A 23,356-nucleotide genomic window follows, 5' to 3' on the forward strand; every position below is an offset into this window, starting at 1 on the left:
CAAGTGCGTCCGCATTTTGCAGTGCGAATAGAAGAAGCGGAACCCATGCCTTGTTCGTAATCTACGCGGGCTCCGGCGGATCGTTGCGGAACGGACGACACAATCCGGCTGTTGTCCCGGCTGCACCCTGCCCCTGCCCCTATCCGGAGCCCCGCTCGTGTCCGCTGCCCCGCCCACTGCAAAGCCCCTGCCCTACGCGCCGTCGGTCGAAAATCCCGGTCCCGAAGAGGCCCGGATCTTCGGGGAACTGGCGGAGAGCTATCCGGCGATCCTGCGGCTGTCGACGACGCCGGGCGACGTCCTTCCCGACAGCGTGTCGACCCCGCGCGGTCTGTCGGTGAAGGTGCTGGGCGTGTCCGGCGACCGGATGCCGGGATCGGAGGACAAGGCCACGCAGGATTTCGTCATGGCCAACGCCCCCGTCTTCTCGGCCCCCGACGCCAAGCAGTTCCTGAAGAGGCCGAAGCTGTTGGCCGCCACCACCGACTGGGCGGAAACGGCGAAGAAGGTGCTGTCGGCAGGCCTGCGCGCTCGCCGACGACCGCTCCGCCGAATTCCGCATGGAACGCAACGGCTGCCCGATGCATGAACCGGCGGCGGGCTACCGGCTGCCGGGGTAAGGCCGCACTCTCTGAGAGTTGGACTTCGTCGCGCACGTCTCTCGGCCGTCATTCCCGCGAAGGCGGGAATCCAGACCTTTCAAAGGCTTAAATGCGGAGTAGCCTGGATCCCTACCTTCGCGGGGATGACGGCCAATCACTGCAGGCTGCGCTGCATTTCCTCGAAGGTGCGGGAGAAGCCGTTCAGCGGGAAGTCGATGTCGCGCTTGCCGATGCGGGGGGAGCTGACGCGGACCAGGATGGACGAGCCGTTGCGGAACTGGTCGGCGACGCGGCCGGACACGAAGTTGGGGAACATGCACATGTTCAGCGTCGCCACATGCGATTCGATGCGCGGCTGGCGGTCGACGCGGATGGCACAGCGGTCGATCAGACCCTGGCTGGTGGTCAGGAACAGGTGGAAGTCGTTGCCGGTCGGAATGATGCTGAGCGCGATGAAGCCGACATCCTTCCCGTCGTCGAACAGGCGGTAGATCATCAGCCGGCAGGTCTTGCTGTCGGTCATCCGGTCGATGTCGCACTGGTTGGTCCAGGCGCCCTCGGGCCCGAAATCGGCGGCGGCCTTGGAGAAGTCCACGGCGGCGGCCGGCTTGGCGGAGAAAAGTCCCCCGGCAAGCGTCAGAGCCAGCAGTGCCGCAGCCGCAGCCGCCCTGAAGCCACCCATCAGACCCTTTGCTCGCATCGCCCCGGCTCCCCGCCATCGTTCGTGTTAGATCGGATCGCGTAAAATCGGGATCGATTTAACGCGTGAATCCGATCGCCAAACATAAAACTACAGCTTCGCGCGTTCATATGAACGCGCGAAGCTGTAGCACGGAATGCGCCATGATAACCGGGGACGGCGGGGGTGCAAGGCACGAGATGCCGCGCGCCGGGCCATGAACGGGGCCCGACGCGCGGCTGTGGACGATCAGATGCGCCCTTCCTCGAAGTCGCGGAAGGCCTGCATCACCTCCTCCCGCGTGTTCATGACGAAGGGTCCGCCCCAGGCGATCGGCTCGCCGATCGGCTCGCCGGCCAGCAGCAGGAAGCGGGCGCCTTCCGGCCCGGCGACCGCCTCCACCCGTTCGCCGTCACCCAGCACGATCACCCGCGGTCCGGACAAAGATCCCTCCCCGCCGACATCCAGCGTGCCTTCGAACAGCACCAGGAAGACGGTGTGGCCGGCCGGCAGCGGCTCGGCGAAGGACACCGACGGCGGCAGCGTCACGTCGAAATAGCGGGCGTCGGTCGCCTCGGCCCGCACCGGCCCGGCCGTGCCGCGGGCGGTATCGCCGGCGATGACGGTGACGGTCGCCCCATCCTCGCGCTTTTCCACCGGGATGGCGGCGGCCGGGAACTCCTGATAGCGCGGCTCGGTCATCTTCAGCCGGGCCGGCAGGTTGATCCACAGCTGGAATCCGCGCATCAAGCCTTCGGTCTGCTCCGGCATCTCCGAATGGATCAGGCCGCGGCCGGCGGTCATCCACTGCACGCCGCCGGTCTCGATCACGCCCTCATTCCCGTGGTTGTCGGCATGGCGCATGCGGCCGGCCAGCATGTAGGTCACCGTCTCGAACCCGCGGTGGGGATGGTCGGGGAAGCCCGCCAGATAGTCGGTGGGCTGGTCCGACCCGAACAGGTCCAGCATCAGGAAGGGGTCGAGCGTGCGCAGGCGGGGCGTGCCCAGCATGCGGGTCATGTTGACCCCGGCCCCGTCGGAGGTGGCCATGCCCTCCACGGCGGCGAGCACCGGACGGACACCGGGGGTGGCGGGCTGGATGGACATGGCGGCAACTCCTGAAAAAGCACAATGACGTTGCACCAGAGGTAGTCCGCCCCGGCCCCGCCGTGAAGCCGGCCCGCCCGCGCCACAGCGTTTCCGCCCGTGCAACAATCCAAACGAAAAAGGCCGCCGGAGAACCGGCGGCCTTCTCGAAGAGACCCGTGGGAAAGGGATTTGTCTTAGTGGATGCTCTCGCCGTGCAGGGCGAGGTCGAGACCGTCGCGCTCCACATCCTCCTCGACGCGCAGGCCCATCACCACGTCGACGACCTTCAGCAGGACGAAGGTGGCGACGGCGCACCACACCATGGTGTAGAGCACGCCCTGGACCTGGATCCACACGGCGGCGGCGTTGCCTTCCAGCAGGCCCAGCGTGGCGTTCGGATCGGCCTGCAGGACGGCGGCGAAGCCGCCTTCGCTGTTGGACACCGACATCTTGGCGAACACGCCGGTCAGGATGGCGCCGACCAGACCGCCGACACCGTGCACGCCGAAGGCGTCCAGGCTGTCGTCATAGCCCAGCATGTGCTTCAGGCTGGTGGCCGACCAGAAGCAGACCACGCCGGCGATGATGCCGATGATGATGGCGCCCGTCGGGTCGACGAAGCCGGCGGCCGGGGTCACGGCGACCAGACCGGCGACGGCGCCGGAGATGATGCCGAGGATCGACGGCTTGCCCTTGACGATCCACTCCGCGAACAGCCAGCCCATGGCGGCGCCGGCGGTGGCGATGTGCGTGGCGGCCAGCGCCATGCCGGCGCGCGGACCGGCGGTCAGGGCCGAACCGGCGTTGAAGCCGAACCAGCCGACCCACAGCAGCGAGGCGCCGATCAGCGACAGCACCAGGTTGTGCGGCATGAAGGCTTCCTTCGGGTAGCCCTTGCGCTTGCCGATCACCAGCGCGGCGACCAGACCGGCGACGCCCGCGTTGATGTGCACGACCGTGCCGCCGGCGAAGTCCAGCACGCCCAGGCCGAACAGGAAGCCCGACGGATACCAGACCCAGTGGGCGATCGGCGCATAGACCACGATCGACCACAGGGCGGTGAAGACCAGCAGCGAGGAGAACTTCATGCGGTCGGCGAAGGCGCCGGTGATCAGGGCCGGGGTGATGATCGCGAAGGTCATCTGGAACATCATGAAGACCGGCTCGGGGATCGTCGTCGCGACGCCCGAACCCGTCGCCTCGCCCAGCACGAAGGCCTTCGAGAAGTCGAGCCCGTTCAGGAACAGCCGGTCGAGACCGCCGACATAGGCGCCGGTGCCGGTGAAGGCCAGGCTGTAGCCGATCACGTACCACAGGACGCTGACGAGGCAGGTGATGGCGAAGCTCTGCATCACCGTCGCCAGCACGTTCATCTTGCGGACCATGCCGCCGTAGAACAGCGCCAGGCCGGGGATGGTCATCATCAGCACCAGCGCCGTGGAGACCAGCATCCAGGCGGTGTCGCCGCCATTCAGCGCCGGAGCCGCCGGCGCGGCAGCAGCAGCGGCAGCAGCCGTAGCCGCGGCAGCGGCGGCAGCCGCCGGATCCTGGGCAAGGGCTGCGGCCGGCATGCCGACCGCGCCCAGAGCAACCGCCATCATCGGTGCGGCCAGAAGGAACAGACGGTTCATCGAGGCTCCTCTTTCTCCAAAATCGCTCCCACCCCTGAACGGCCGGCGCGGCACCGGAGGTGTTCCGCGCACAGGGCACCGCACTGGGGCGACCCCGTCCCGGTCGCCCCGTCCCCGGCAAAGACGGGGCGGCGGACGGGACCAAGGACGCCTCCAGCGTTACAAGAAGCGTGCCAGTCGAAAACGGCTTGGAATCGTCAGGGTTGTCCCAGGACCGGGCCCCCGAACGGGCAGCCCCGTACGAGTCGCACCCGCTGTCTGCACAGAAAACAGGCAGGTTCCGGAGGCGGTATTCTCCCGCAATTTTCGGGCTTTCGAGCGATTGACAGGGCCGGACACCGTGATGCGCCCCGGCATTCTGGCTGTCATTCCGGCAGATGATGAAAATTTGGGCAGAGTTCGGCCTGCGCAGCGGTCACTGGCGCGACATCGGGCGGCCCCTACCCCTTCCATCCAGTCCATTCGGCTTGCCCCGGATTCTCCACCGCTTTCCTCCTAGGACCGCGGGTTGAAGATCCGGCGGGTAAGCCGAGGCGAACCCGACGCCGGGCCTATTGGACATGGCGGCGAGATGTGGCACCGTCAACGCCTCCAATTGGATTGGCCGCTCACCCGCGGCCTCAAGAATAAGGCAAAGGGAGTAACGGCCATGCTCGACAAACGCGATCTGCGCCTCGCACCGCGACGTGCGGTGGCGCTGGTGCTGGCCGGGGGACGCGGAAGCCGTCTGAAGCAGCTGACCGACCGCCGGGCCAAGCCGGCGACATATTTCGGCGGCAAGTACCGCATCATCGACTTCGCGCTGTCCAACTGCGTCAATTCCGGATTCCGCCGCATCGGCGTGCTGACGCAGTACAAGTCGCACAGCCTTCTGCGCCATCTCCAGCGCGGCTGGAACGTCTTCCGCGGCGAGATGAACGAGTTCTGCGACCTGCTGCCGGCCCAGCAGCGCATCAGCGAGACGGAATGGTACCAGGGCACCGCCGACGCCGTATTCCAGAACCTGGACATCCTGCGCGACCACGAGCCGGAATATGTCCTGATCCTGGCCGGCGACCACATCTACAAGATGGATTACGGCGCGCTGCTGCTCGACCACATCGACCGCAAGGCCGACGTCACCGTCCCCTGCATCGCCGTTCCGCGCGAACAGGCGAGCGGCTTCGGCGTGATGCACATCGACGACGAGCGCCGCATCATCGACTTCGTGGAAAAGCCGGCCGATCCGCCGCCGATGCCGGGCCGCCCCGATCTGGCGCTGGCCAGCATGGGCATCTACGTCTTCAACGCCCAGTTCCTCTACGACCAGCTGGAGCGCGACGTCGTCACCCCCGGTTCCAGCCGCGATTTCGGCAAGGACATCATCCCGCATCTGGTGAAGAGCGGTGCCAGGATCATCGCCCACGATTACGCCGACAGCGCCATCATCGACGCGCCCGACAACGCCCCCTACTGGCGCGATGTCGGCACCATCGACGCCTATTGGGAAGCCAACCTGGACCTCTGCCACGTCACGCCGCAGCTGAACCTGTACAACCGCGACTGGCCGATCTTCACCTATCAGGAACAGCTGCCGCCGGCGAAGTTCGTCTTCGACGACGAGAACCGCCGCGGCATGGCGGTGGACAGCCTGGTGTCGGGCGGCTGCATCATCTCCGGTTCCACCGTGCGGCGGTCACTGCTGTTCAGCTCGGTCCGCGTCAACTCCTATAGCGAGCTGCACGAGGCGGTGGTCCTGCCGGAATGCGACATCGGCCGCCATTGCCGCCTGAAGAAGGTGGTGATCGACCGCGGCGTCAGCATCCCCAACGGCCTCGTCGTCGGCGAGGATGCGGAGCTGGACGCCAAGCGCTTCCACCGCAGCGAGGGCGGCGTCGTCCTGATCACCCGCGAGATGATCGAGAAGCTGCCGAAGGAGTAAAGCGGCATTTCGCCGCCAGTACTCCGCGCCGATGCGGCTCGGTTCCCCACCGGCCCCGCATCGGCGCTATAAGCTGACTTGCGCCCTCCCCCCTCCCCCCGCCTTTCATCCGAGTGCCTTCCCGATGCGCGTCCTCTACGTCACGTCCGAATGCTACCCGATGGTCAAGACGGGGGGGCTGGCGGACGTGTCCGCCGCCCTGCCGCCGGCCCTGAACGCCGCCGGCGCCGATGTCCGCCTGCTGCTGCCGGGATATCCCGCCGTTCTCAACAGCCTGCAGAACCTGCACGAGGTCGGCGACCTGATCACCGACCTGCCCGGCTGCGACCGCGCCCAGCTGTGCATCGGCCGCACCGCCGACGGGGTCCTCGCCTATGCGCTGAACGCGCCGTCGCTGTACGACCGTCCCGGCAACCCCTATCTCGGGCCGGACGGCAAGGATTGGGCCGACAACGCCCTGCGCTTCGCCGCGCTCGCCTGGGTCGCCGCCGGTTTCGCGGCGGAGGACTCCTACGATCCCTGGTGGCGGCCCGACATCCTGCACGGCCACGACTGGCAGGCCGGGCTGATCCCCGCCTATCTGGCCCTGCGCCCCGACCGCTTCACCGGCCCCTTCCGGCCGGGCACCGTGCTGACCATCCACAACATCGCCTATCAGGGCATCTTCGGCCCCTGGATGATGGGCGACCTCGGCTTGCCCTCCTCCAGCTTCCGCATCGATGGCGTCGAGTATTACGGCAACATCAGCTTCCTGAAGGCGGGTTGCTTCTACGCCGACCGCCTGACCACGGTCAGCCCGACCTACGCCAACGAAATCCAGACGGCGGAGCACGGCACCGGCCTGCAAGGCCTGCTCGCCACCCGGTCCGACGTGCTGACCGGCATCCTGAACGGCGTCGATTACGCGGTGTGGGACCCGGCGACCGACCCGCACCTGCCCGCCCGCTACACCCCCGACGACCTCGGCGGCAAGGACGCCTGCAAGGCCGACCTGCAATCCGCCTTCGGCCTGGACCGCCGCCCCGACGCGCCGCTGGCCGCCGTGGTCAGCCGCCTGACCTGGCACAAGGGCCTGGACCTCGTGCTGGAGGCCGCCAGCCAATGGGTCGCCTGGGGCGGCCAGCTGGTGGTTCTCGGCAGCGGAGACGTCGACAGCGAGGCCGGTTTCCGCCACCTCGCCCAGTGGCATCCGCAATCGGTCGGCGTCCGCGTCGGCTATGACGAGCCGCTGTCCCACCGCATCCAGGCCGGTGCCGACCTGTTCCTGGTGCCGTCCCGATCGGAGCCCTGCGGGCTGACCCAGCTCTACGCCCTGAAATACGGCACCCTGCCGCTGGTCCGCCGCACCGGCGGCCTCGCCGACACGGTGATCGACGCCAACCCGGCCGCCAGCGCCGACGGCAGCGCCACCGGCTTCCAGTTCGTCAACGCGACGGGGCAAGAACTGGTCTGGGCGCTGCGTCGGGCGATGAGCGTCTACCGCAAGCCGGAACGCTGGCAGGCGATGCAGCGCCGCGCCATGACGCGCGACTTCGGCTGGCACGGCCCGGCGGAGGAGTATATGGAGCTGTATCGGGGGGTGGCGAGATAGCGGAACAATTTGCCGCCTGTTGCCATTTATGGGCTTCGGGAACAGGCGGCAAGTTGCTCTGGATTCAGATTAGCACCCGTCAGATTGGCATCTGTTAGGTCGGCCTCCCAGAGGTTGGTGCGCGTCAGGTTAGCGCTTGGCAGTTCGGCCTCCCTCAGATTTGCACCTGTCAAGTTTGCGTCTCTCAGGTTGGCATCTCTCAGGTTGGAACGCGTCAGGTCGGCGCCCGTCAGGTTGACGCGCGTCAGATCGGCGCCTGTCAGGTTAGCGCCCCTCAAGTTGGAACACGATAGATTGGCATGACTTAGATCAGCGCCCATCAGGTTGGCGCAACTCAGGTCAGCATCTCTCAAGTCGGCGCCCGTAAGGTCGGCGTCCCTTAAATTGGAGCCGGTCAAATTGGCACGCGTCAGGCGGGCCTCGCTCAAATTGGCGTTCCTTAGATCAGCGCCAGTCAGATCGGCATCCCCTAGGGTTGCACGGTTCAGGTTGGTGCGCGTCAGGTCAGCCTTGCCCAGGTGAGCCCCCGTCAGGTCGGCGTCCATGAGATTGGCGTCCGTCAGGTCGGCACAAGTTAGGTCGGCATTCGTCAGGTCGGCGTCCGTTAGGTCAACACTCGTCAGGTCGGTGCCCGTCAGGTCAAAGATGTGAAATGTGTCCCGTGCGACGGAGTATTCGGTTACTGGTCCAGCAAGGCGATGCAGGGTTGCTGCCAGGATTGCGGAATCGATCCGGATGGGGGCGGATTTTTTCGCCGAAACGCGGAATGCTGCCGCAAGAGCACAGAGCATTGCTGTCTCTGCGTTGCGAACCAGCCGTTCGCTAGCCCGCGAGCGCATTGCACCATCCGGCAATGGCATGCCCGTTTCCAAACACTCTACCAGAAGGCTAGAAAGGGAATCCCGCCACCGATCAACCTTAAGCGGATCGTGAGCGGCTTCGAGAGCCACTTCCGCGGACAGAAAGCCATAGGTTGCCCGGTCCATGACCGTAGGACCGCACAACTCCAACCAATCCTTCAGTGCGGCATCAGTCCTGTTTCGCCGCACCTCTTGAGCATTTGGCATCTCCGGCAGTAGCCGAACCACCCGGCAGGCGACGAGGAACTGACCGAAGCTTTTATGGGTGAATTCAACCAACCGGTGCTCCACACCCTGGTGAGCGCGACAGAAAAAGCTGTCAAGTAAAGCTGTTAGAGCTGCATCGCTATCCTCAGAAAGACGCTTTAGCTCCTTGGACAACTGATTGTCATTGAGTCGTCTTTCTACCGCACTCAACGCTACAGCGCGGTCGGTCCCGGCATGCCATGCCGCCACCGCCACCTCCTCCAGCATCTGTTCCAGTCGGTCACGGACAGGATCGATGGCCTCCGTGCTCCCGTCCCCCTGACGCCGCCGATGGATGCGATCGAGGACGTGGCCGAAGAGGCGGGTATAGAGATCATGAACACCACTGATGGTCGCTGCCCGCTCCGGCCCTTCCTCCGTCAGAATTTGCGCCAGCAACCAGTTCAACAGCGGTTGCTCGGTCAACGAGTCGATGTGTGGGTCATGGCGCCTCAGCGGCTCAGGCATCCCGCCTTTCGGATCGAAGCGCTTCCACCAGACCGACCGCTGGTCGAGTCTGGCCAAGTCCTGCGGTTCGTAACCGTCACGGTCCTGCTCGACAATGCGATAGCGCAGCACATGCAGACGGGCTTCGTCCCTGCGGGCCATGCCCCCGAGGTTGAGCGCAGTGGAAACGGCGCCCGGCCGCCCGGCGAGCAGCAGCAGCACACGGGTGTCTTCACGGTTCCATTCCGACAGGCGCTGCCCCAGGTCCGTGATGAACCCGCTCAGCAGCACCGTCGCTCCTTGGCCCGCCTTAGCCAGTTCATCCAGCCCGTCAAGAATCAGCACCAGCGGCTCGCCGGCAGATAGAGCATTGAAGGGATCGTGCCCAAGGTCGCCGGCCAGATAGCGCGCCAACTCTTCAAGCGAACCCTTCGCGATGTTGAGCCGGGTGAGCGGCACCAGCAGCACCCGCCGCTTTTCTGCGGCCAGCCGGGCGGCGAGTTTCATGCAGGCACTCGATTTGCCGGCGCCGGGCTCGCCGGACAACACGCGAATCCGGTCGACGTCACCACAGTCTGTCCGGGTCGCCCAGCTATACAGCGCGTCGTCCAGCCAGACGAGAGTCCGTTTGCGCCGCTCTCCGCTTGTCCGCTCCGGCGCCTCAGGATCGCCGACCGCGGCCCGCAGGGGGACGTAGAGGTCGTTCAGGGAACAGCGGATCTTCTTCGGACTCAGCGCCCGCAACGGCGCGTCCATCGCCTTGACCAGACGGTCGCGGTATGCGTTCCACTGCAACGACCGCTGCGCCGCCGGGTCGAAAGGGGTCTGCTCCAGCGCCGCCCGCAGTGCTTGATAGTCCTTCTCCCGCTCCGGGTTTCGCCATTCCCCGGCCAGGGCGAGCGGCAACGCATCGGCTAAGGCGCGGCGGACCAGGAGGCGATTGTCTTCGGACACCCCACAGGCCCGCATGCACCAGTCGAACAGAGCCAGCAACACCTCCAAACCCGGCCAGCGCTCCGGATCGGTGAAGGCCATTGCGGTCAGGTCCAGGGAAACATCGGCGGTTGCGCCCAGTATCGCCGCCTCGATCTCCCGAAGGTCGGCCTCCACCGCCATCACGGGGGCGTTGCGCGCCTCCGCCTGGATAACACGGATGGCGGCGGCATAGGCGGAGCGCTGAAGCAGCAGCTTCGCCCCCTCCTCCGCCGTGGGCGGGGTTTGCGGATCGGCTTTGAAAGCGCCGGTGGCGTCGATCACCCCCTTGATGGCGCTGCCGAAATTCAGATCGGCCAGATCGACCGCCACCTTGCCGAACGCCCGCGCAAGGCTGGCTCGCTCAACCGCAACCATGGTTCGCCCCTTATGTCCGCAATGATGCCTGTCGCTGCCCGCCATCCTCAGCCGTGAAAAGCGATCCGGGCCCGCCCTGGGTCAGCAGCGCGCCCCCACTCAAATCAGCCAGCGTGTGGCGCTGCGGTGCCCGCTCGCCCCTTCATGGAAATTCTGCCGCCATTATGGAGGAAGCAAACGCGCATCGCCGGACCTTCCGTCTCTTTTTATGCAGTCTACTGTCCCATTTCTACCATTTGGAGATCAAGATGGGCATATTGCCACGTCCGGCCTATAGTTCCCGGAGGGCGACCACCCACCACCCAAAGCGCCACACGCCGCAGGATGGAACAGTGAACACACCCGCCAAAACCGTTCCAAACTGTTACAAACGTTCCACCCCCCGCCCGCCGCCAGGGCGAGCCGCACCCGATGGAACACTGAACACCCCGCGGAAAAGCGTTCCACGCTGTTCCAACCACCCCACCGCCCGGCCTGCCCCACCCGCCCCACCACACCATCATTGCGCCCATCCCCCGTCCGCCCTATGTTCCCGGCAAACTATCGCTTGTCCGGGCCCAGATGACTGACCTTTCGCACATCCGCAATTTCTCGATCATCGCCCACATCGACCATGGCAAGTCGACCCTTGCCGACCGGTTGATCCAGCAGTGCGGCGGCCTCGACGCGCGCGAGATGCGCGAACAGGTGCTCGACAGCATGGATATCGAGCGCGAGCGCGGCATCACCATCAAGGCCCAGACCGTCCGCCTGCTCTACAAGGCCGAGGACGGCAAGCAGTACACGCTGAACCTGATGGACACCCCCGGCCACGTCGACTTCGCGTACGAGGTCAGCCGGTCCTTGGCCGCCTGCGAGGGCTCGATCCTGGTGGTCGACGCCTCCCAGGGCGTCGAGGCGCAGACGCTCGCCAACGTCTATCAGGCGATCGACAACAACCACGAGATCATCCCGGTCCTCAACAAGATCGACCTGCCCGCCGCCGAGCCGGAGCGGATCAAGCAGCAGATCGAGGACGTGATCGGCCTCGACGCCTCCGACGCGGTGGAGATCTCGGCCAAGTCCGGCCTCAACATCGGCGCGGTTCTGGAGGCGGTGGTCAAGCGCCTGCCGCCGCCCAAGGGCGATGCCGATGCAGCCCTGAAGGCCCTGCTGGTCGATTCCTGGTACGATCCGTATCTCGGCGTCGTCATTCTGGTGCGCGTGGTCGACGGTGTGCTGAAGGTCGGGCAGAAGGTGCGCTTCATGGCCGCCGGCTCGGCCCATGACGTCGACCGCGTCGGCGTCTTCACGCCGAAGGCGCTGCTGACCGGCGAACTGCGGCCGGGCGAGATGGGCTTCATCACCGCCGCGATCAAGGACATCACCCAGACCAAGGTCGGCGACACCATCACCGACGAGCGCAAGCCGGCGAGCGAAGCGCTGGCCGGCTTCAAGCCGTCCATCCCCGTGGTGTGGTGCGGCCTGTTCCCGGTCGACGCCGCCGATTTCGAGCGGCTGCGCGACAGCCTGGGCAAGCTGAAGCTGAACGACGCCAGCTTCCATTACGAGGCGGAGACGTCGGCGGCGCTGGGCTTCGGCTTCCGCTGCGGCTTCCTCGGCCTCTTGCATCTGGAGATCATCCAGGAGCGGCTGGAGCGCGAGTTCAACCTCGACCTCATCACCACCGCGCCGTCGGTGGTCTACAAGCTGACGATGACCGACGGGACGGTGCGGGACCTGCACAACCCGGCCGACATGCCCGATGTGATGCGGATCGACCACATCGACGAGCCGTGGATCAAGGCGACGATCATGCTGCCCGATGAGTATCTGGGCGGCGTCCTCCAGCTGTGCACCGAGCGGCGCGGCCAGCAGATCGAGCTGACCTACGCCGGCTCCCGCGCCATGCTGGTCTACCGGCTGCCGCTGAACGAGGTGGTGTTCGACTTCTACGACCGGCTGAAGTCGATCAGCCGCGGCTATGCCAGCTTCGACTACCAGATGGACAGCTATGAGGAAGGCGACCTCGTCAAGCTGTCGATCCTGGTGAATGCCGAGCCGGTGGACGCCCTGTCGATGATCGTCCACCGCAGCCAGTCCGAACGCCGCGGCCGTCAGCTGTGCGAACGCCTGAAGGAACTGATCCCGCGCCAGCTTTTCAAGATCGCCGTCCAGGCCGCCATCGGCGGCAAGATCATCGCCCGCGAGAGCATCAGCGCCATGCGCAAGGACGTGACCGCCAAGTGCTACGGCGGCGACATCAGCCGCAAGCGCAAGCTGCTGGACAAGCAGAAGGAAGGCAAGAAGCGCATGCGCCAGTTCGGCCAGGTCGAAATCCCGCAAAGCGCCTTCATCGCGGCGCTCAAGATGGGCGACGAGTAAGGATACGGAAAGGCGGACTTCGGTCCGCCTTTTTTGTGCAGACCGGCAATTCCGTACAACCTGCGCAACAAACCGGCCGCTCGGGTGTCATCACGGCTGAGGACGGTGCCGCGCCTGCGCGGCGCCTCCCCTGTTGTGGTTCAATTCCGGGAGGATGACATGCGCAAGTTTCTCGCCGCCGCGGTTCCGGCCCTGATGCTGATGGCCGTCGCCGCGCCGGGCCATGCCCAGACCAGCGGCTCCGCCAGGGCCAATGCGGTTGCCAACGGCACGATGGACAGCGGCGCCCGCGACGTCCAGGCCAGCCGGGACATGATCGGCAAGCGGGTGGTCCACCGCCATGGCGGGCCGGTCGCCGGCACCGTCCAGAATGTCACCACCGACGCAGAGGGCCAGACGATGGTCGAGTTGAAACTCGCCAAGTCCGGCCAGACCGTCATGCTGCCGCCGGCCTCCTTCGAACGGCGGGGCAAGCAGATCATCGTCATGCAGGACGCCAGCGAGCTGCAGCAGCTCGCCCAGTACAGCAATCAGGCCAACACCGGCTACGGCAGCTCGACGGGCGGAAACATGGGCGGCCAGATGGGCGGCTCCATGGGCGGTATGGGGTCCGGCGCCATGAACCGCGGGTCGATGGACAGCGATTCGATGAACCGCGGCACCATGAATCAGGGCTCGATGAATCAGGGCACTATGGGCAACGGCACGATGAACCGTGGCACCATGTCGCCGAACCAGCCCGGCATGGGCCAGTAAGTGGGCCGGTAATCCGTCACCGGAGGCGGACGGCCGAACCGCCCCCGCCTCCGGTCAGCAATTCAATCCCCGATCACCGTCAGCTCGCCCGCCTGCGGCACCGGCATTGCCGCCTTGACCGCCTCGGCGTCCAGGCCGCCGGCCAGCAGGCAGACCAGCTTGGCGTAGCTGGCCTCCGGCGTCATGTCATAGGCGCCGACCGCCCCGACGGCGCCCAGCCCGGTGGCATAAGCCCCCGGCAGCACCGCGCCACGCTGCACCTGGGTGTTGTCCATCAGCACGACCCCGGCCTTCACCGCCGCCGACAGGGCGCCGAGGAAGTCCGGATCGGTCGGGCCGTTGCCCTCGCCGAAGGCCAGCAGCACCGCCCCCTTCGCCGCCGGGCTGGTGCCGGTCAGCATCGCCGACACCGTGCTCGCCCGAATGCCGGGATAGAGCCACAGCATGACGACGGAGAACCCCGCCAACGCCGCCGGCAGGGCGTCCAGCGCGGCCAGCCGCCTGGACCGGTTATCCGGCTCGGCCAGTGAAACGCTCTTGTCCGGCATCGGCAGCCAATAGGGCTCGTTGCGGGCGACGACGCTGCCGACAGTGGCGAGCGGCGGGAAGTTCGGCGAATCGAAGCCGGCGAAGCGGTTGGCGTCGACCTTCGACGAGCGGTTGCCGCGCAGCAGCCTGGTGTCGAAATAGACGCAGACCTCCGGCACCGGCAGGGTCCCCGCCACCACGATGGCACCGACCAGATTGGCCGGGGCGTCGCTCAGCGTGAAGGACAGCGGCACCTGCGATCCGCTGAACACCACCGGCTTCGACAGGCCGGGCAGCAGGAAGGACAGGGCCGACGCGCTGTAGGCCATGCTGTCGGTGCCGTGCAGCACGACAAAACCGTCATACTGGTCATAGACCGACAGCAGCCGCCGGGCGATGGCGACCCAATCCGCCGGCGTCATGTTGGAACTGTCGAGCGTGCGGTCGAACCAGCCCATCGTCCAGCTCAGGTCCGGGTAGTCCTGCACCCGATGGTCCGACAGGCCGGGCACCGCCAGGGCCAGCTTCTCGAATTCTGCACCCGGCACCGGGGCCAGCGCCCCGTCGGGATTGGTCACGCACCCGATGGTGCCCCCGGTATACAGCACATAGACCCGCGACATCGCCCGTTCCTCCCGGCTTTCTTGTCGGCGGCAGGATAGGCTGGCGCCCGCCTATTTCTCAAGGCACAGCCGGTCCCGCACCGACGTCGGCGCAGGCTCCGCCACCAGGGCACGCCCGAAGCCTGCAACGACGGCCGGCATCGGATTGTAGGCGAGGCGGAAGCGCCGCGGCTCCGGCACCGACGGCGCAGGCATGACAGGCAACTCCATCCGGGCGGCCCCGAGAACCGCACCGGTCCAGGCGGCGAACAGCGACATGATCGGACACTCCAAAGGGATCGGAGACCGACAATGGGGCGGGCGCGATTCCCTTGGAAACGAATAGGCATTATGCCGTCATCACGGTTCGTAATGACCGCGCCGTTGCGGACCGGCCGGCGCTCTGCTTGAATAAGCGGCAACTTCCGGTTCCACGCCATGCCCGCCAATCTCGATACCGACCTGCTGCGCGCCTTCGTCGCCGTCGCCGACAGCGCCAGCTTCACCCGTGCCGGCGAAAGGCTGGGCCGCACCCAGGCGGCGGTCAGCCAGCAGGTGCGCCGGCTGGAGGACACGGTGGGCAAGCGCGTGTTCGAACGCGACACCCACGGCGTGCGCATGACCCGCGACGGCGAGGTGCTGCTGGCCTATGCGCGGCGCATGCTGACCCTGAACGACGAGGTGCTGGCCCTGATGCACCGCAGCCCGACGGTGGCCAGCGTCCGCATCGGCACGCCCGACGATTACGCCACCATGCTGCTGCCGGAAATCCTGGCCCGCTTCAACGCCGCCTATCCCGAGGTGATGGTCGAGGTCATCTGCGACAACAGCCCCGATCTGGTGGCGGAGATCGACAAGGGCCGCTACGACCTCGCTCTCGTCACCCGCAAGGCCGGCGAGGCCGGCGGCGAGCTGGTGCGGCAGGAGCCGGTGGCCTGGGTCGCCCCGCCGCTCGACCCCGTGCCAACGCCGGGACATCGCCCGGTGGAAAGCCTGGATCCGCTGCCGCTGGCGCTGTTCCCCAAGGGCTGCGTCGTGCGCGACCTTGCCGTCGCCGCGCTCGACGGCATCGGCCGCGACTGGCGCGTCGCCTTCACCAGCAAGAGCGTCGTCGCCGTCCATGGCGCGGTGATGGGCGGGCTGGGGGTGACGGCGATGGAATGTTGCACCGTCCCGCCCAGCCTGCGTCGCATCGGCGCGGCGGAGGGGTTTCCCGGCCTGCCGGACGTCGACATCGCCCTGCACCGCGCCCGCGGTACGGCGCCCAAGCCGGTGCGGCTGCTGGCAGACGCCATCCACGACCTCGTCGGCCATGACTTGGCGGGCCGCCGGGGACCGGGCCTCGCCCCGCCGGTGTCCGCGAAGGAAGTCGCCCCCATCAGCCGTGCCATGAAAGCAGTGCCATGAATGCCGTGCCGACCCGCCGCCTGCTGCCGGTACTCGCCGTCGCCCTCGCCTGGGCCGGGCTCTTCGCCGCCACCCCGCCGGCGCGGGCACAGAGCCCTGTCGCCATCGGCGCTCCGCTGACCGGCGAGGTGGTGCTGAACCGCGACATCGAGGTGCGGATCGGCCCCAGCGAGGACGCGCGCATCGTCATGACGCTGAAGCAGGGCAAGGCGCTGAACGCGCTCGGCACCCCGCGCGGCACCTATTGGACGGAGGTCGCCATCGGCGGCCAGCCCATCGGCTATGTTCCCGCCGATTCGCTGGACCCGGCGCTGATGGTCACCGGCCGGCCGGCCATCGGCGGCGAGGGGCCGCGGGCGCACAAGCCCGCCGGGCCAGCCAAACCCGACTCGGCCAAACCCGACTCGGCCAAACCGGACTCGGCCAATCCCGGTTCCGGCAAACCGCCGGCCAACGCTTCCCTGCCCCACCGCAGCGCCGCCGTCGTGCCGCGCGCGGCCTGGGACAAGGCGGCCCAGACCCCGGCGGAGGGCTATGTCGTCGCCGCCGGCCCGATCTCCGCCACCGAGATCCTGAGCAACCGCAAGCGGCGCCCCTTCACCCTGCGCCAGGGCGACGTGGTGGCGCTGATCGGTGCCGCGAACGGCGAGGCGACTCTGGCCCTGCCCGCCGGCACCCGCGCGCTGGCGCCGGTCCAGGGGCTGGTCGGGGTGGTGGCGCCCTACCCGCTGCCGGGCATGCCGCCGGTGGAGCCGGGCATGCTCTACGGCATCAAGCTGGGCGAATATGTCAGCTATTCCGAGGGTCTGCGCGCCTGGAAGGAGTTCACCGCCGGACCGGGCAGCGCCTATCGCGACCTGCCGCCGATGGTCTGGCCGGTGTTCCGCAAGGGACGCCTCCTGTATGAGGTCGGGGTGGCCCCCTTCACCCGGCTGCAGGTCGACACCGCCTGCGGCACGTTGGCGCAACGCGGACTCGATTGTACGGTGATCGAGCTGGATACATTCTGATAGCCTTGCGCATCTGGGCCGGCCGCGCCCTTCCTCATGACCCTTTCACGATCGAAGAGCCATGACCGACGCCGACCCGACTGGACCAGAGGACGACGCCCGAACCGATCCGGCACCGGAAAGCGGTGACGAGGATCTGGTGTTCCTGGACGATACCGCCCCGGAGGAGGAGCAGGGCGCGGAGGAGCCGCCCGGCAGCCGCTGGACCATGCTGATCGTCGATGACGAGCCGGAGGTCCATGCGATCACCAAGCTCGTCCTGTCCGATTTCGCCTACAAGGGGCGCAAGGCGCGCTTCCTGTCCGCCCATTCGGCGGCGGAGGCGCGGCGGATCCTGGCACGGGAAAGCGACATCGCGCTGATCCTGCTCGACGTGGTGATGGAGACGGAGGATGCCGGCCTGCGGCTGGTCCACCACATCCGCGAGGAGCTGCGCAACCGCAACGTCCGCATCATCCTGCGCACCGGCCAGCCGGGACAGGCGCCTGAACGGGCGGTGATCCTCGATTACGACATCAACGACTACAAGGCGAAGACCCAGCTGACCGCCCAGCAGCTGTTCACCACCACGGTCGCGGCGCTGCGCTCCTACGAGGACATCGTAACCATCGACGCCAACCGCCGCGGCCTGGAGAAGATCATCGAGGCGTCGTCGTCGCTGTTCCGCGCCCGCTCGATGAAGCTGTTCGCGGCGGGCGTGCTGACCCAGCTGTCGGGCCTGCTGGGGGTGGGGCCGGACGCCATCCTCTGCATGCAGCGCGGCGGCGCCGGCGCGGCCGGCTGCACCCCGTCGGGATGCGCCTCATCGGGATGTCCCACCAGCCTCTATGTGCTGGCCGGGTCGGGCCGGTTCGAAACGCTGATCAACGAGCCCGCCGCCGGCCATGTCGACCCTTCGGTGCTGGATGCGGTGACCGCCTGCCTGGAAAAGCAGGCGCATGCCTATGCCGGCGACCATTGCACGCTCTACATCCGCACACCGAACGACCGCGAAACGGTTGTCTATCTGCGCTCCAACCGGCCGCTGTCCGAACTCGACCGCAAGTTGATCGAGGTGTTCTGCGGCAAGATCTCCGTCGGGTTCGACAATCTGCACCATTACGAACAGCTCTACCGCGCCCAGCAGGGCACGCTGGCGGCGCTGGCCGATCTGGCCGAACGTGGCCGCGGCGCGCTGGGCACGGACGGCCCGGCGGCGGAGATGACGGCCGAAGTGACCGCCGAAGTGACGACTGAAATGGCCGGAGGCAGCCGCTTCAGCCGCTCGCTGCGCATCGCCGCGATCACCGAACGGATCGCCCGCCGCCTGCATGCCGACGGTCTGTTCCCCGAGTCGCTGGACGAGTCGACACTGGAGATCATCGGGCTTGCCGCCATCCTGCACGACATCGGCAATGCGGCAGTCGACCCGGGCATCCTGTCGAAGCCCGGCCCGCTCGACCCGACGGAACGCAGCGCCATGCAGACCCACACGGTGGCCGGCGCCGCCCTGCTGCACCAGGCCAGCCATCTGGCCGACGGCCCGACCCATCTGCATCTGGGGGCGGCGGTGGCGCGCTGGCATCACGAGAATTGGGACGGCACCGGCTATCCCGACGGCCGCACCGGGGCGGCGATCCCGCTGTGCGCCCGCATCGTCGCCGTCGCCGATGCCTATGACGCGATGACACGCGACCGACCCTATCGCCCGGCGCTGGACCGCGCTCACGCCGTGGAGGAGATCCGGCGGCTGACCGGCCTGCGCTTCGATCCGGCGGTGGTCGATGCCTTCCTCGCCGTGCTGCCGGAGATCGACCGGCCCGGTTCCGGGGCAGGCCCGGCGGCCTGAAAGGCGGGATGGAGCAACCCTACCCCCGCCCGCTTATCGACTGCACTCCTACCGGCTGCAAAGGGCCTCGACCGCCTCGCGCAGCGGCCCGACCTGCACCGGCTTCAGCAGCAGCTGGCAGCCCAGAAGTTCGGCCTCGTCGCGCCGTTCGGGCGTGCTGTCGCCGGTCAGGATGATCGCCGGGATCTGCTGCCCGGTTTCGGCACGGACGCGCTCCACCACCTCCCGCCCGGTACGGCCGGCCGGCAGGTAATGGTCGGCGATGATCAGGTTCGGCGCCCGGTCCAGACCGCCGAGCTGAGCCTCCAGCGCAGCGGCGCTCAGCGCCTTCACCACCTCGTACCCCCAGCCGTCCAACAGGATCGCCAGCCCCTCGACAATCGAGCGGTCATCGTCCACCACCAGGATCAGCGGCCTGACGGACTCCGGTTTGGTTGCCTGACTGTCTGTAGGATCAGCCATTGATTTCTCCCGCTCCGTCGCTTGCACCAAATTGGACATCGGGCATGCCAAGGCAATGCAAGCGCCGCCTGTGGCCTAACCGTGACATTGGACGCATCATGGGCTTACCAGGGGTAAACAATCCCAAAGCCGGATTTTCCCATAAAACATTGCCCCGCCGTCAAACACTGAATTGCAACAATCGTCATCAGGATTTTCCCTTAGCGAATGCACTCAAGACTCTTCAATCAGCGATTCATCATATGATTGGGCAATCGGTGGTTTGAAAAGACCCTTTCGTGACTCCTTCGGCGAAAACAAAAAAAGAGCCCCCGCCGGAACGGAGGCTCTATTCTTGAACAGCAGGAGTTTCAACCTTTGGAGGATAGTCTCAGGCGCGGAGATTTCCACCGGTCGCCTTGACCACCGCCGCAACGATTTTCTGGCCGACCGCTTCGATCGCCTCATCGGTCAAGGTTGCGGCGGTCGGCTGGTAGGTGACCGAGACGGCGACCGACTTGCGTCCCTCGCCCACCCCCGGTCCCTCATAGACGTCGAACACTGCGACATCCTTGACCAGCGCCTTGTCGGCGCCCTTCACGGCGCGGAGGATTTTGTCGGCCTCCACCTTGCGGTCGACGACGAAGGCGAAATCGCGCTCCACCGGCTGGAAGGAGGAGAGCTGCACCATCGGCTTGGCGGTGCCGCCCTTCTTCTTGGGCAGCGGCACGGCGTCCAGCATCACCTCGAAGCCGACGACCGGCCCCTTGACGCCCAGAGCCTCCAGCACCGACGGATGGATCTCGCCGAAGCGGGCCATCACGGTGGGGCCGAGTCGCAGCACGCCGGACCGGCCGGGATGGTACCAGCCCGGCGCGTCGGTGGTGACCTGCAGGTTGCCGGCGGGGGCGCCGACCGACTCCAGAACCGCCAGAGCGTCGGCCTTGGCGTCGAACACGTCGACGCCGCGCGCCTTCTCCGCCCAATGGCGCGGCACCGCCGCCCCGGCGCGGATGCCGGCGGCGACCGAATCCTGCCCGTCCGGCGCCGGGGTGCGGAAGGCCGCCCCGACCTCGAACAGCCGCACGTCGGCGAAGCCGCGGTCGGCGTTGCGGCCGGCGGCCTGGATCAGGTTCGGCAGGATCGACGGGCGCATGACGTCCAGGTCGCTGCTGATCGGGTTGACCAGCCGCAGGCCGGGCTCGATGCCGCCGAACAGCTCGGCGACCGGACCGGACAGGAAGGACCAGGTCACCGCCTCCGACAGGCCGCGGGCGGCCAGCGTCCGCTTCGCCAGCGCGACGCGGCGCTGCTTCAGCGTCAGGGCCGGACGGGTCAGCACCGTCTCGCGCGGCAGCGGCGTCGCCGGGATGGCGTCGAAACCGTGGACGCGCAGCACCTCCTCGACCAGATCGGCCTCGCCATGGACATCGGCGCGCCAGGACGGGATGCCGACGCGCAGCCGGCCCTCCTCGTCCTCGCCCTCGATGGTGAAGCCCAGATCCATCAGGATCTGCACCTGACGGTCGCGCGGCAGCTCGACGCCGCCCAGCGCCGCGACCCGCCCGGCCCGCAGGGTCAGGCTGCGCTTCCAGTCCGGTTCGGCCCCGGCGACCACCAGTTCCGACGGCTCGCCGCCGCACAGCTCCAGGATCAGGCGGGTGGCGCGCTCCATGCCGGCGAACACCGCGGCCGGGTCGACGCCGCGCTCGAAGCGGTAGCGCGCATCGGAGTCGATGCCCAGCCGGCGGCCGGTCTGCGCCGTGCGCACCGGATCGAACAGCGCGGCCTCGACGAAGACGTTGACGGTCTGCTCGGTGCAGCCGGTCGGCTCGCCGCCGACGATGCCGGCCAGAGCCTCGGCGCGCTCGTCGTCGGCCACCACGGTCATGGCGCCGTCCAGGGCGTATTCCTTGCCGTTCAGCGCCGCCAGCGTCTCACCCTCGCGGCCCATACGGACGGTGATGTTGCCCTTCACCGTGTCGGCGTCGAAGACGTGCAGCGGTCGGGCGGCGTCGAAGGTCAGGTAGTTGGTGATGTCGACCAGCGCCGAGATCGGACGCAGGCCGATCGACACCAGCTTGTCCTGCAGCCACTTCGGCGACGGGCCGTTCTTCACGCCGCGGATGTAGCGACCGACGAACAGCGGGCAAGCCTCCGGCGCATCAATGCTCACGCCGATCGGGCTGGCGAAGCGGCCTTCGACCGGGGTGGTGTCGAGATGCCCGGCGGTCAGCGGCTTCAGCGTACCCATGCCGGCGGCGGCGAGGTCGCGGGCGATGCCGCGCACGCCGGCGCAGTCGGCGCGGTCGGGCGTCAGGTTGATGTCGATGACCGGATCGTTCAGCCCGGCATAGTCGGCGAAGCCGGCACCGACGGGCGCGTCGTCCGGCAGCTCGATGATGCCTTCATGCTCGTCCGACAACTTCAGCTCGCGCTTGGAGCACATCATGCCGTTCGACTCGACGCCGCGGATGACGCCCTTCTTCAGCGTGATGTCGGAACCGGGGACATAGGTCCCCTCCGGCGCGAAGACGCCCTTCATGCCGGCGCGCGCGTTCGGAGCGCCGCAGACCACCTGCAGGGTGCCGGCGCCGGTATCGACCATCAGCACGCGCAGCTTGTCGGCGTCCGGGTGCTTCTCGGCCGAGACGACATGGGCGACGCGGAAGGGCGCCAGCTCCTTCGACCGGTCATGGACGCCTTCCACCTCAAGCCCGAGGGCGGTCAGCTTCTCCGTGATCTGGTCGAGCGAGGCGTCGGTCTCCAGATGGTCCTTCAGCCAGGACAGCGTGAACTTCATGGATCCGGCTCCTTAGCGCGTCAGGCCGTGGGCGATGTTGGGAATGTCGAGGGCCGCGAAGCCGTAATGCTTCAGCCAGCGCAGGTCGGCTTCGAAGAAGGTGCGCAGGTCGGGGATGCCGTATTTCAGCATGGCGACGCGCTCCACCCCCATGCCGAAGGCGAAGCCCTGGTAGCGGGTACTGTCGATGCCGCAGGCTTCCAGCACGTTCGGGTGGACCATGCCGCAGCCGAGGATCTCCAGCCAGTCGCCGTAGTTGCCCAGCTTCAGCTCCCCGCCCTTGCGCGAGCAGCCGATATCGACCTCCGCCGACGGTTCGGTGAAGGGGAAGAAGCTGGGGCGGAAGCGCAGCGGCAGATCGTCCACATCGAAGAAGGCACGGCAGAACTCCACGAGGCAGCCCTTCAGGTGCCCCATGTTGGTCGCCTCGTCGATGACCAGCCCCTCGATCTGGTGGAACATCGGGGTGTGGGTCATGTCGTAGTCGGAGCGGTAGGTCCGCCCCGGCGCGATGATGCGGATCGGCGGCTTGTTGTTCAGCATGGTGCGGACCTGCACCGGGCTGGTGTGGGTGCGCAGCAGCATCTTCTTGTCACCCGAATCGGGCAGATAGAAGGTGTCGTGCATGTCGCGCGCCGGGTGGCCGGGCGGGAAGTTCAGGGCGGTGAAGTTGTGGAAATCATCCTCGATGTCCGGCCCTTCGGCGACCGAGAAGCCCATCTCGGCGAAGATGGCGATCATCTCGTCCATCGTCTGGCTGATCGGGTGGATGCGCCCTTCCGTCTCCGGGCGGACCGGCAGGGTGACGTCGACCCGTTCGGCCTCCAGCCGCGCCTTCAGGTGGGCGGCGGCGAGGTCGGCCTTGCGCACGTCGATGGCGGCGGCGATCTCGTCCTTCAGCGCGTTCAGCGCCTGACCGCGCTCCTTGCGCTCGTCCGGCGTGAGGTTCCCCAACTCCTTCATGAAGCCGGTGATGCGCCCCTTCTTGCCGAGCGCGGAGACCCGCACCTCGTCCAGCGCCGAAAGGTCGGCGGCGGCGTTGACCTGCGACAGAAGTTCGTCTTTCAGCGCGTCGAGCATGGCGGTTCCCGGCAAGCGTGGGGAAGAAAACGGTGCAAAAAGAAAAAGGGAGCCGGCCCAGCGGCCCGGCTCCCTTCTCTTACAACTGACGCCGTGACGGCAAGCGTTCCCTTTTGAACGG

General features: G+C 67.2%; 17 protein-coding genes. 8 read left to right on the plus strand and 9 right to left on the minus strand.

Annotated elements, in window-relative coordinates:
- Positions 1 to 157 precede the first annotated feature (157 nt).
- Positions 158 to 589, plus strand: coding sequence for a catalase family protein (locus FZ938_RS00895; protein ID WP_149196840.1), 432 nt, complete (start codon positions 158 to 160; stop codon positions 587 to 589).
- A 167-nt stretch (positions 590 to 756) separates the two neighbouring features.
- On the opposite strand, the gene FZ938_RS00900 is transcribed toward FZ938_RS00895, so the two are convergent.
- From FZ938_RS00900 to FZ938_RS00910, 3 genes are all read right to left on the minus strand, one after another.
- On the minus strand, positions 757 to 1,302 hold the full coding sequence (locus tag FZ938_RS00900; protein ID WP_149196841.1) for an invasion associated locus B family protein: 546 nt from the start codon (positions 1,300 to 1,302) through the stop codon (positions 757 to 759).
- Between the two features lie 228 nt (positions 1,303 to 1,530).
- Positions 1,531 to 2,388, minus strand: coding sequence for a pirin family protein (locus FZ938_RS00905; protein WP_149196842.1), 858 nt, complete (start codon positions 2,386 to 2,388; stop codon positions 1,531 to 1,533).
- 176 nt (positions 2,389 to 2,564) lie between these two features.
- Positions 2,565 to 4,001 carry an ammonium transporter gene (locus FZ938_RS00910; protein ID WP_149196843.1) on the minus strand — a complete coding sequence of 479 codons (1,437 nt, stop codon included), beginning with the start codon at positions 3,999 to 4,001 and terminating at the stop codon, positions 2,565 to 2,567.
- Between the two features lie 649 nt (positions 4,002 to 4,650).
- Between FZ938_RS00910 and glgC the strand changes: the two genes are divergently transcribed.
- Positions 4,651 to 5,922 (plus strand): glucose-1-phosphate adenylyltransferase, encoded by a 1,272-nt coding sequence (gene glgC, locus FZ938_RS00915; protein ID WP_149196844.1) that lies wholly within the window; start codon positions 4,651 to 4,653, stop codon positions 5,920 to 5,922.
- 124 nt (positions 5,923 to 6,046) lie between these two features.
- A complete protein-coding gene (gene glgA / locus FZ938_RS00920) occupies positions 6,047 to 7,513 on the plus strand; it encodes a glycogen synthase GlgA (protein ID WP_149196845.1) in 1,467 nt (488 codons plus the stop codon).
- A 26-nt stretch (positions 7,514 to 7,539) separates the two neighbouring features.
- Here glgA and FZ938_RS00925 read toward each other — a convergent pair whose 3' ends face one another.
- Positions 7,540 to 10,416 carry a pentapeptide repeat-containing protein gene (locus FZ938_RS00925; protein WP_174757352.1) on the minus strand — a complete coding sequence of 959 codons (2,877 nt, stop codon included), beginning with the start codon at positions 10,414 to 10,416 and terminating at the stop codon, positions 7,540 to 7,542.
- Between the two features lie 561 nt (positions 10,417 to 10,977).
- Here FZ938_RS00925 and lepA point away from each other — a divergent pair.
- Complete coding sequence (lepA, locus tag FZ938_RS00930) at positions 10,978 to 12,780, plus strand: translation elongation factor 4 (protein ID WP_149196847.1); 1,803 nt, start codon at positions 10,978 to 10,980, stop codon at positions 12,778 to 12,780.
- Positions 12,781 to 12,939: 159 nt separating this feature from the next.
- Entirely contained in the window at positions 12,940 to 13,536 is a 597-nt protein-coding gene (locus FZ938_RS00935; RefSeq protein WP_149196848.1) for a PRC-barrel domain-containing protein, read from the plus strand.
- A gap of 62 nt (positions 13,537 to 13,598) precedes the next feature.
- Here FZ938_RS00935 and FZ938_RS00940 read toward each other — a convergent pair whose 3' ends face one another.
- Together FZ938_RS00940 and FZ938_RS00945 are read right to left on the minus strand one after the other, a co-directional pair.
- Positions 13,599 to 14,687 carry an asparaginase gene (locus FZ938_RS00940; protein WP_149196849.1) on the minus strand — a complete coding sequence of 363 codons (1,089 nt, stop codon included), beginning with the start codon at positions 14,685 to 14,687 and terminating at the stop codon, positions 13,599 to 13,601.
- Positions 14,688 to 14,738: 51 nt separating this feature from the next.
- Positions 14,739 to 14,945: a hypothetical protein gene (locus FZ938_RS00945; protein ID WP_149196850.1), complete on the minus strand. Its 207-nt coding sequence runs from the start codon at positions 14,943 to 14,945 to the stop codon at positions 14,739 to 14,741.
- 159 nt (positions 14,946 to 15,104) lie between these two features.
- Here FZ938_RS00945 and FZ938_RS00950 point away from each other — a divergent pair, with 159 nt between their 5' ends.
- The 3 genes from FZ938_RS00950 (at position 15,105) to FZ938_RS00960 (ending at position 18,911) form a co-directional block, all read left to right on the plus strand.
- Complete coding sequence (locus FZ938_RS00950) at positions 15,105 to 16,073, plus strand: LysR substrate-binding domain-containing protein (RefSeq protein ID WP_246457574.1); 969 nt, start codon at positions 15,105 to 15,107, stop codon at positions 16,071 to 16,073.
- On the plus strand, positions 16,070 to 17,083 hold the full coding sequence (locus FZ938_RS00955; protein ID WP_149196851.1) for an SH3 domain-containing protein: 1,014 nt from the start codon (positions 16,070 to 16,072) through the stop codon (positions 17,081 to 17,083). Before FZ938_RS00950 ends, FZ938_RS00955 begins: the two co-directional genes overlap by 4 nt.
- A gap of 61 nt (positions 17,084 to 17,144) precedes the next feature.
- A complete protein-coding gene (locus tag FZ938_RS00960) occupies positions 17,145 to 18,911 on the plus strand; it encodes a DUF3369 domain-containing protein (protein WP_149196852.1) in 1,767 nt (588 codons plus the stop codon).
- Between the two features lie 48 nt (positions 18,912 to 18,959).
- On the opposite strand, the gene FZ938_RS00965 is transcribed toward FZ938_RS00960, so the two are convergent.
- The 3 genes from FZ938_RS00965 to pheS form a co-directional block, all read right to left on the minus strand.
- Positions 18,960 to 19,373, minus strand: coding sequence for a response regulator (locus FZ938_RS00965; protein WP_149196853.1), 414 nt, complete (start codon positions 19,371 to 19,373; stop codon positions 18,960 to 18,962).
- Between the two features lie 370 nt (positions 19,374 to 19,743).
- The gene (gene pheT, locus FZ938_RS00970) at positions 19,744 to 22,155 is read right to left on the minus strand and encodes a phenylalanine--tRNA ligase subunit beta (RefSeq protein WP_149196854.1); all 2,412 of its coding nucleotides are present in this window, start codon (positions 22,153 to 22,155) and stop codon (positions 19,744 to 19,746) included.
- Positions 22,156 to 22,167: 12 nt separating this feature from the next.
- Positions 22,168 to 23,235, minus strand: a complete 1,068-nt coding sequence (pheS, locus tag FZ938_RS00975; protein WP_149196855.1) for a phenylalanine--tRNA ligase subunit alpha — start codon at positions 23,233 to 23,235, stop codon at positions 22,168 to 22,170.
- Between the last annotated feature and the right edge of the window lie 121 nt (positions 23,236 to 23,356).

It is taken from the genome of Azospirillum oryzae, from assembly GCF_008364795.1.
Lineage (GTDB): Bacteria > Pseudomonadota > Alphaproteobacteria > Azospirillales > Azospirillaceae > Azospirillum > Azospirillum oryzae.

Bases quoted from the DNA above. Each gene is read 5' to 3' on its own strand.
- FZ938_RS00950 (WP_246457574.1), top strand. From the start codon at position 15,105: ATGCCCGCCAATCTCGATACCGACCTGCTGCGCGCCTTCGTCGCCGTC.
- glgC (WP_149196844.1), top strand. From the start codon at position 4,651: ATGCTCGACAAACGCGATCTGCGCCTCGCACCGCGACGTGCGGTGGCG.
- FZ938_RS00925 (WP_174757352.1), bottom strand. From the start codon at position 10,416: ATGGTTGCGGTTGAGCGAGCCAGCCTTGCGCGGGCGTTCGGCAAGGTG.
- FZ938_RS00935 (WP_149196848.1), top strand. From the start codon at position 12,940: ATGCGCAAGTTTCTCGCCGCCGCGGTTCCGGCCCTGATGCTGATGGCC.
- glgA (WP_149196845.1), top strand. From the start codon at position 6,047: ATGCGCGTCCTCTACGTCACGTCCGAATGCTACCCGATGGTCAAGACG.
- FZ938_RS00955 (WP_149196851.1), top strand. From the start codon at position 16,070: ATGAATGCCGTGCCGACCCGCCGCCTGCTGCCGGTACTCGCCGTCGCC.
- lepA (WP_149196847.1), top strand. From the start codon at position 10,978: ATGACTGACCTTTCGCACATCCGCAATTTCTCGATCATCGCCCACATC.
- FZ938_RS00910 (WP_149196843.1), bottom strand. From the start codon at position 4,001: ATGAACCGTCTGTTCCTTCTGGCCGCACCGATGATGGCGGTTGCTCTG.
- FZ938_RS00945 (WP_149196850.1), bottom strand. From the start codon at position 14,945: ATGTCGCTGTTCGCCGCCTGGACCGGTGCGGTTCTCGGGGCCGCCCGG.
- FZ938_RS00940 (WP_149196849.1), bottom strand. From the start codon at position 14,687: ATGTCGCGGGTCTATGTGCTGTATACCGGGGGCACCATCGGGTGCGTG.
- pheS (WP_149196855.1), bottom strand. From the start codon at position 23,235: ATGCTCGACGCGCTGAAAGACGAACTTCTGTCGCAGGTCAACGCCGCC.
- pheT (WP_149196854.1), bottom strand. From the start codon at position 22,155: ATGAAGTTCACGCTGTCCTGGCTGAAGGACCATCTGGAGACCGACGCC.
- FZ938_RS00960 (WP_149196852.1), top strand. From the start codon at position 17,145: ATGACCGACGCCGACCCGACTGGACCAGAGGACGACGCCCGAACCGAT.
- FZ938_RS00965 (WP_149196853.1), bottom strand. From the start codon at position 19,373: ATGGCTGATCCTACAGACAGTCAGGCAACCAAACCGGAGTCCGTCAGG.
- FZ938_RS00900 (WP_149196841.1), bottom strand. From the start codon at position 1,302: ATGCGAGCAAAGGGTCTGATGGGTGGCTTCAGGGCGGCTGCGGCTGCG.
- FZ938_RS00905 (WP_149196842.1), bottom strand. From the start codon at position 2,388: ATGTCCATCCAGCCCGCCACCCCCGGTGTCCGTCCGGTGCTCGCCGCC.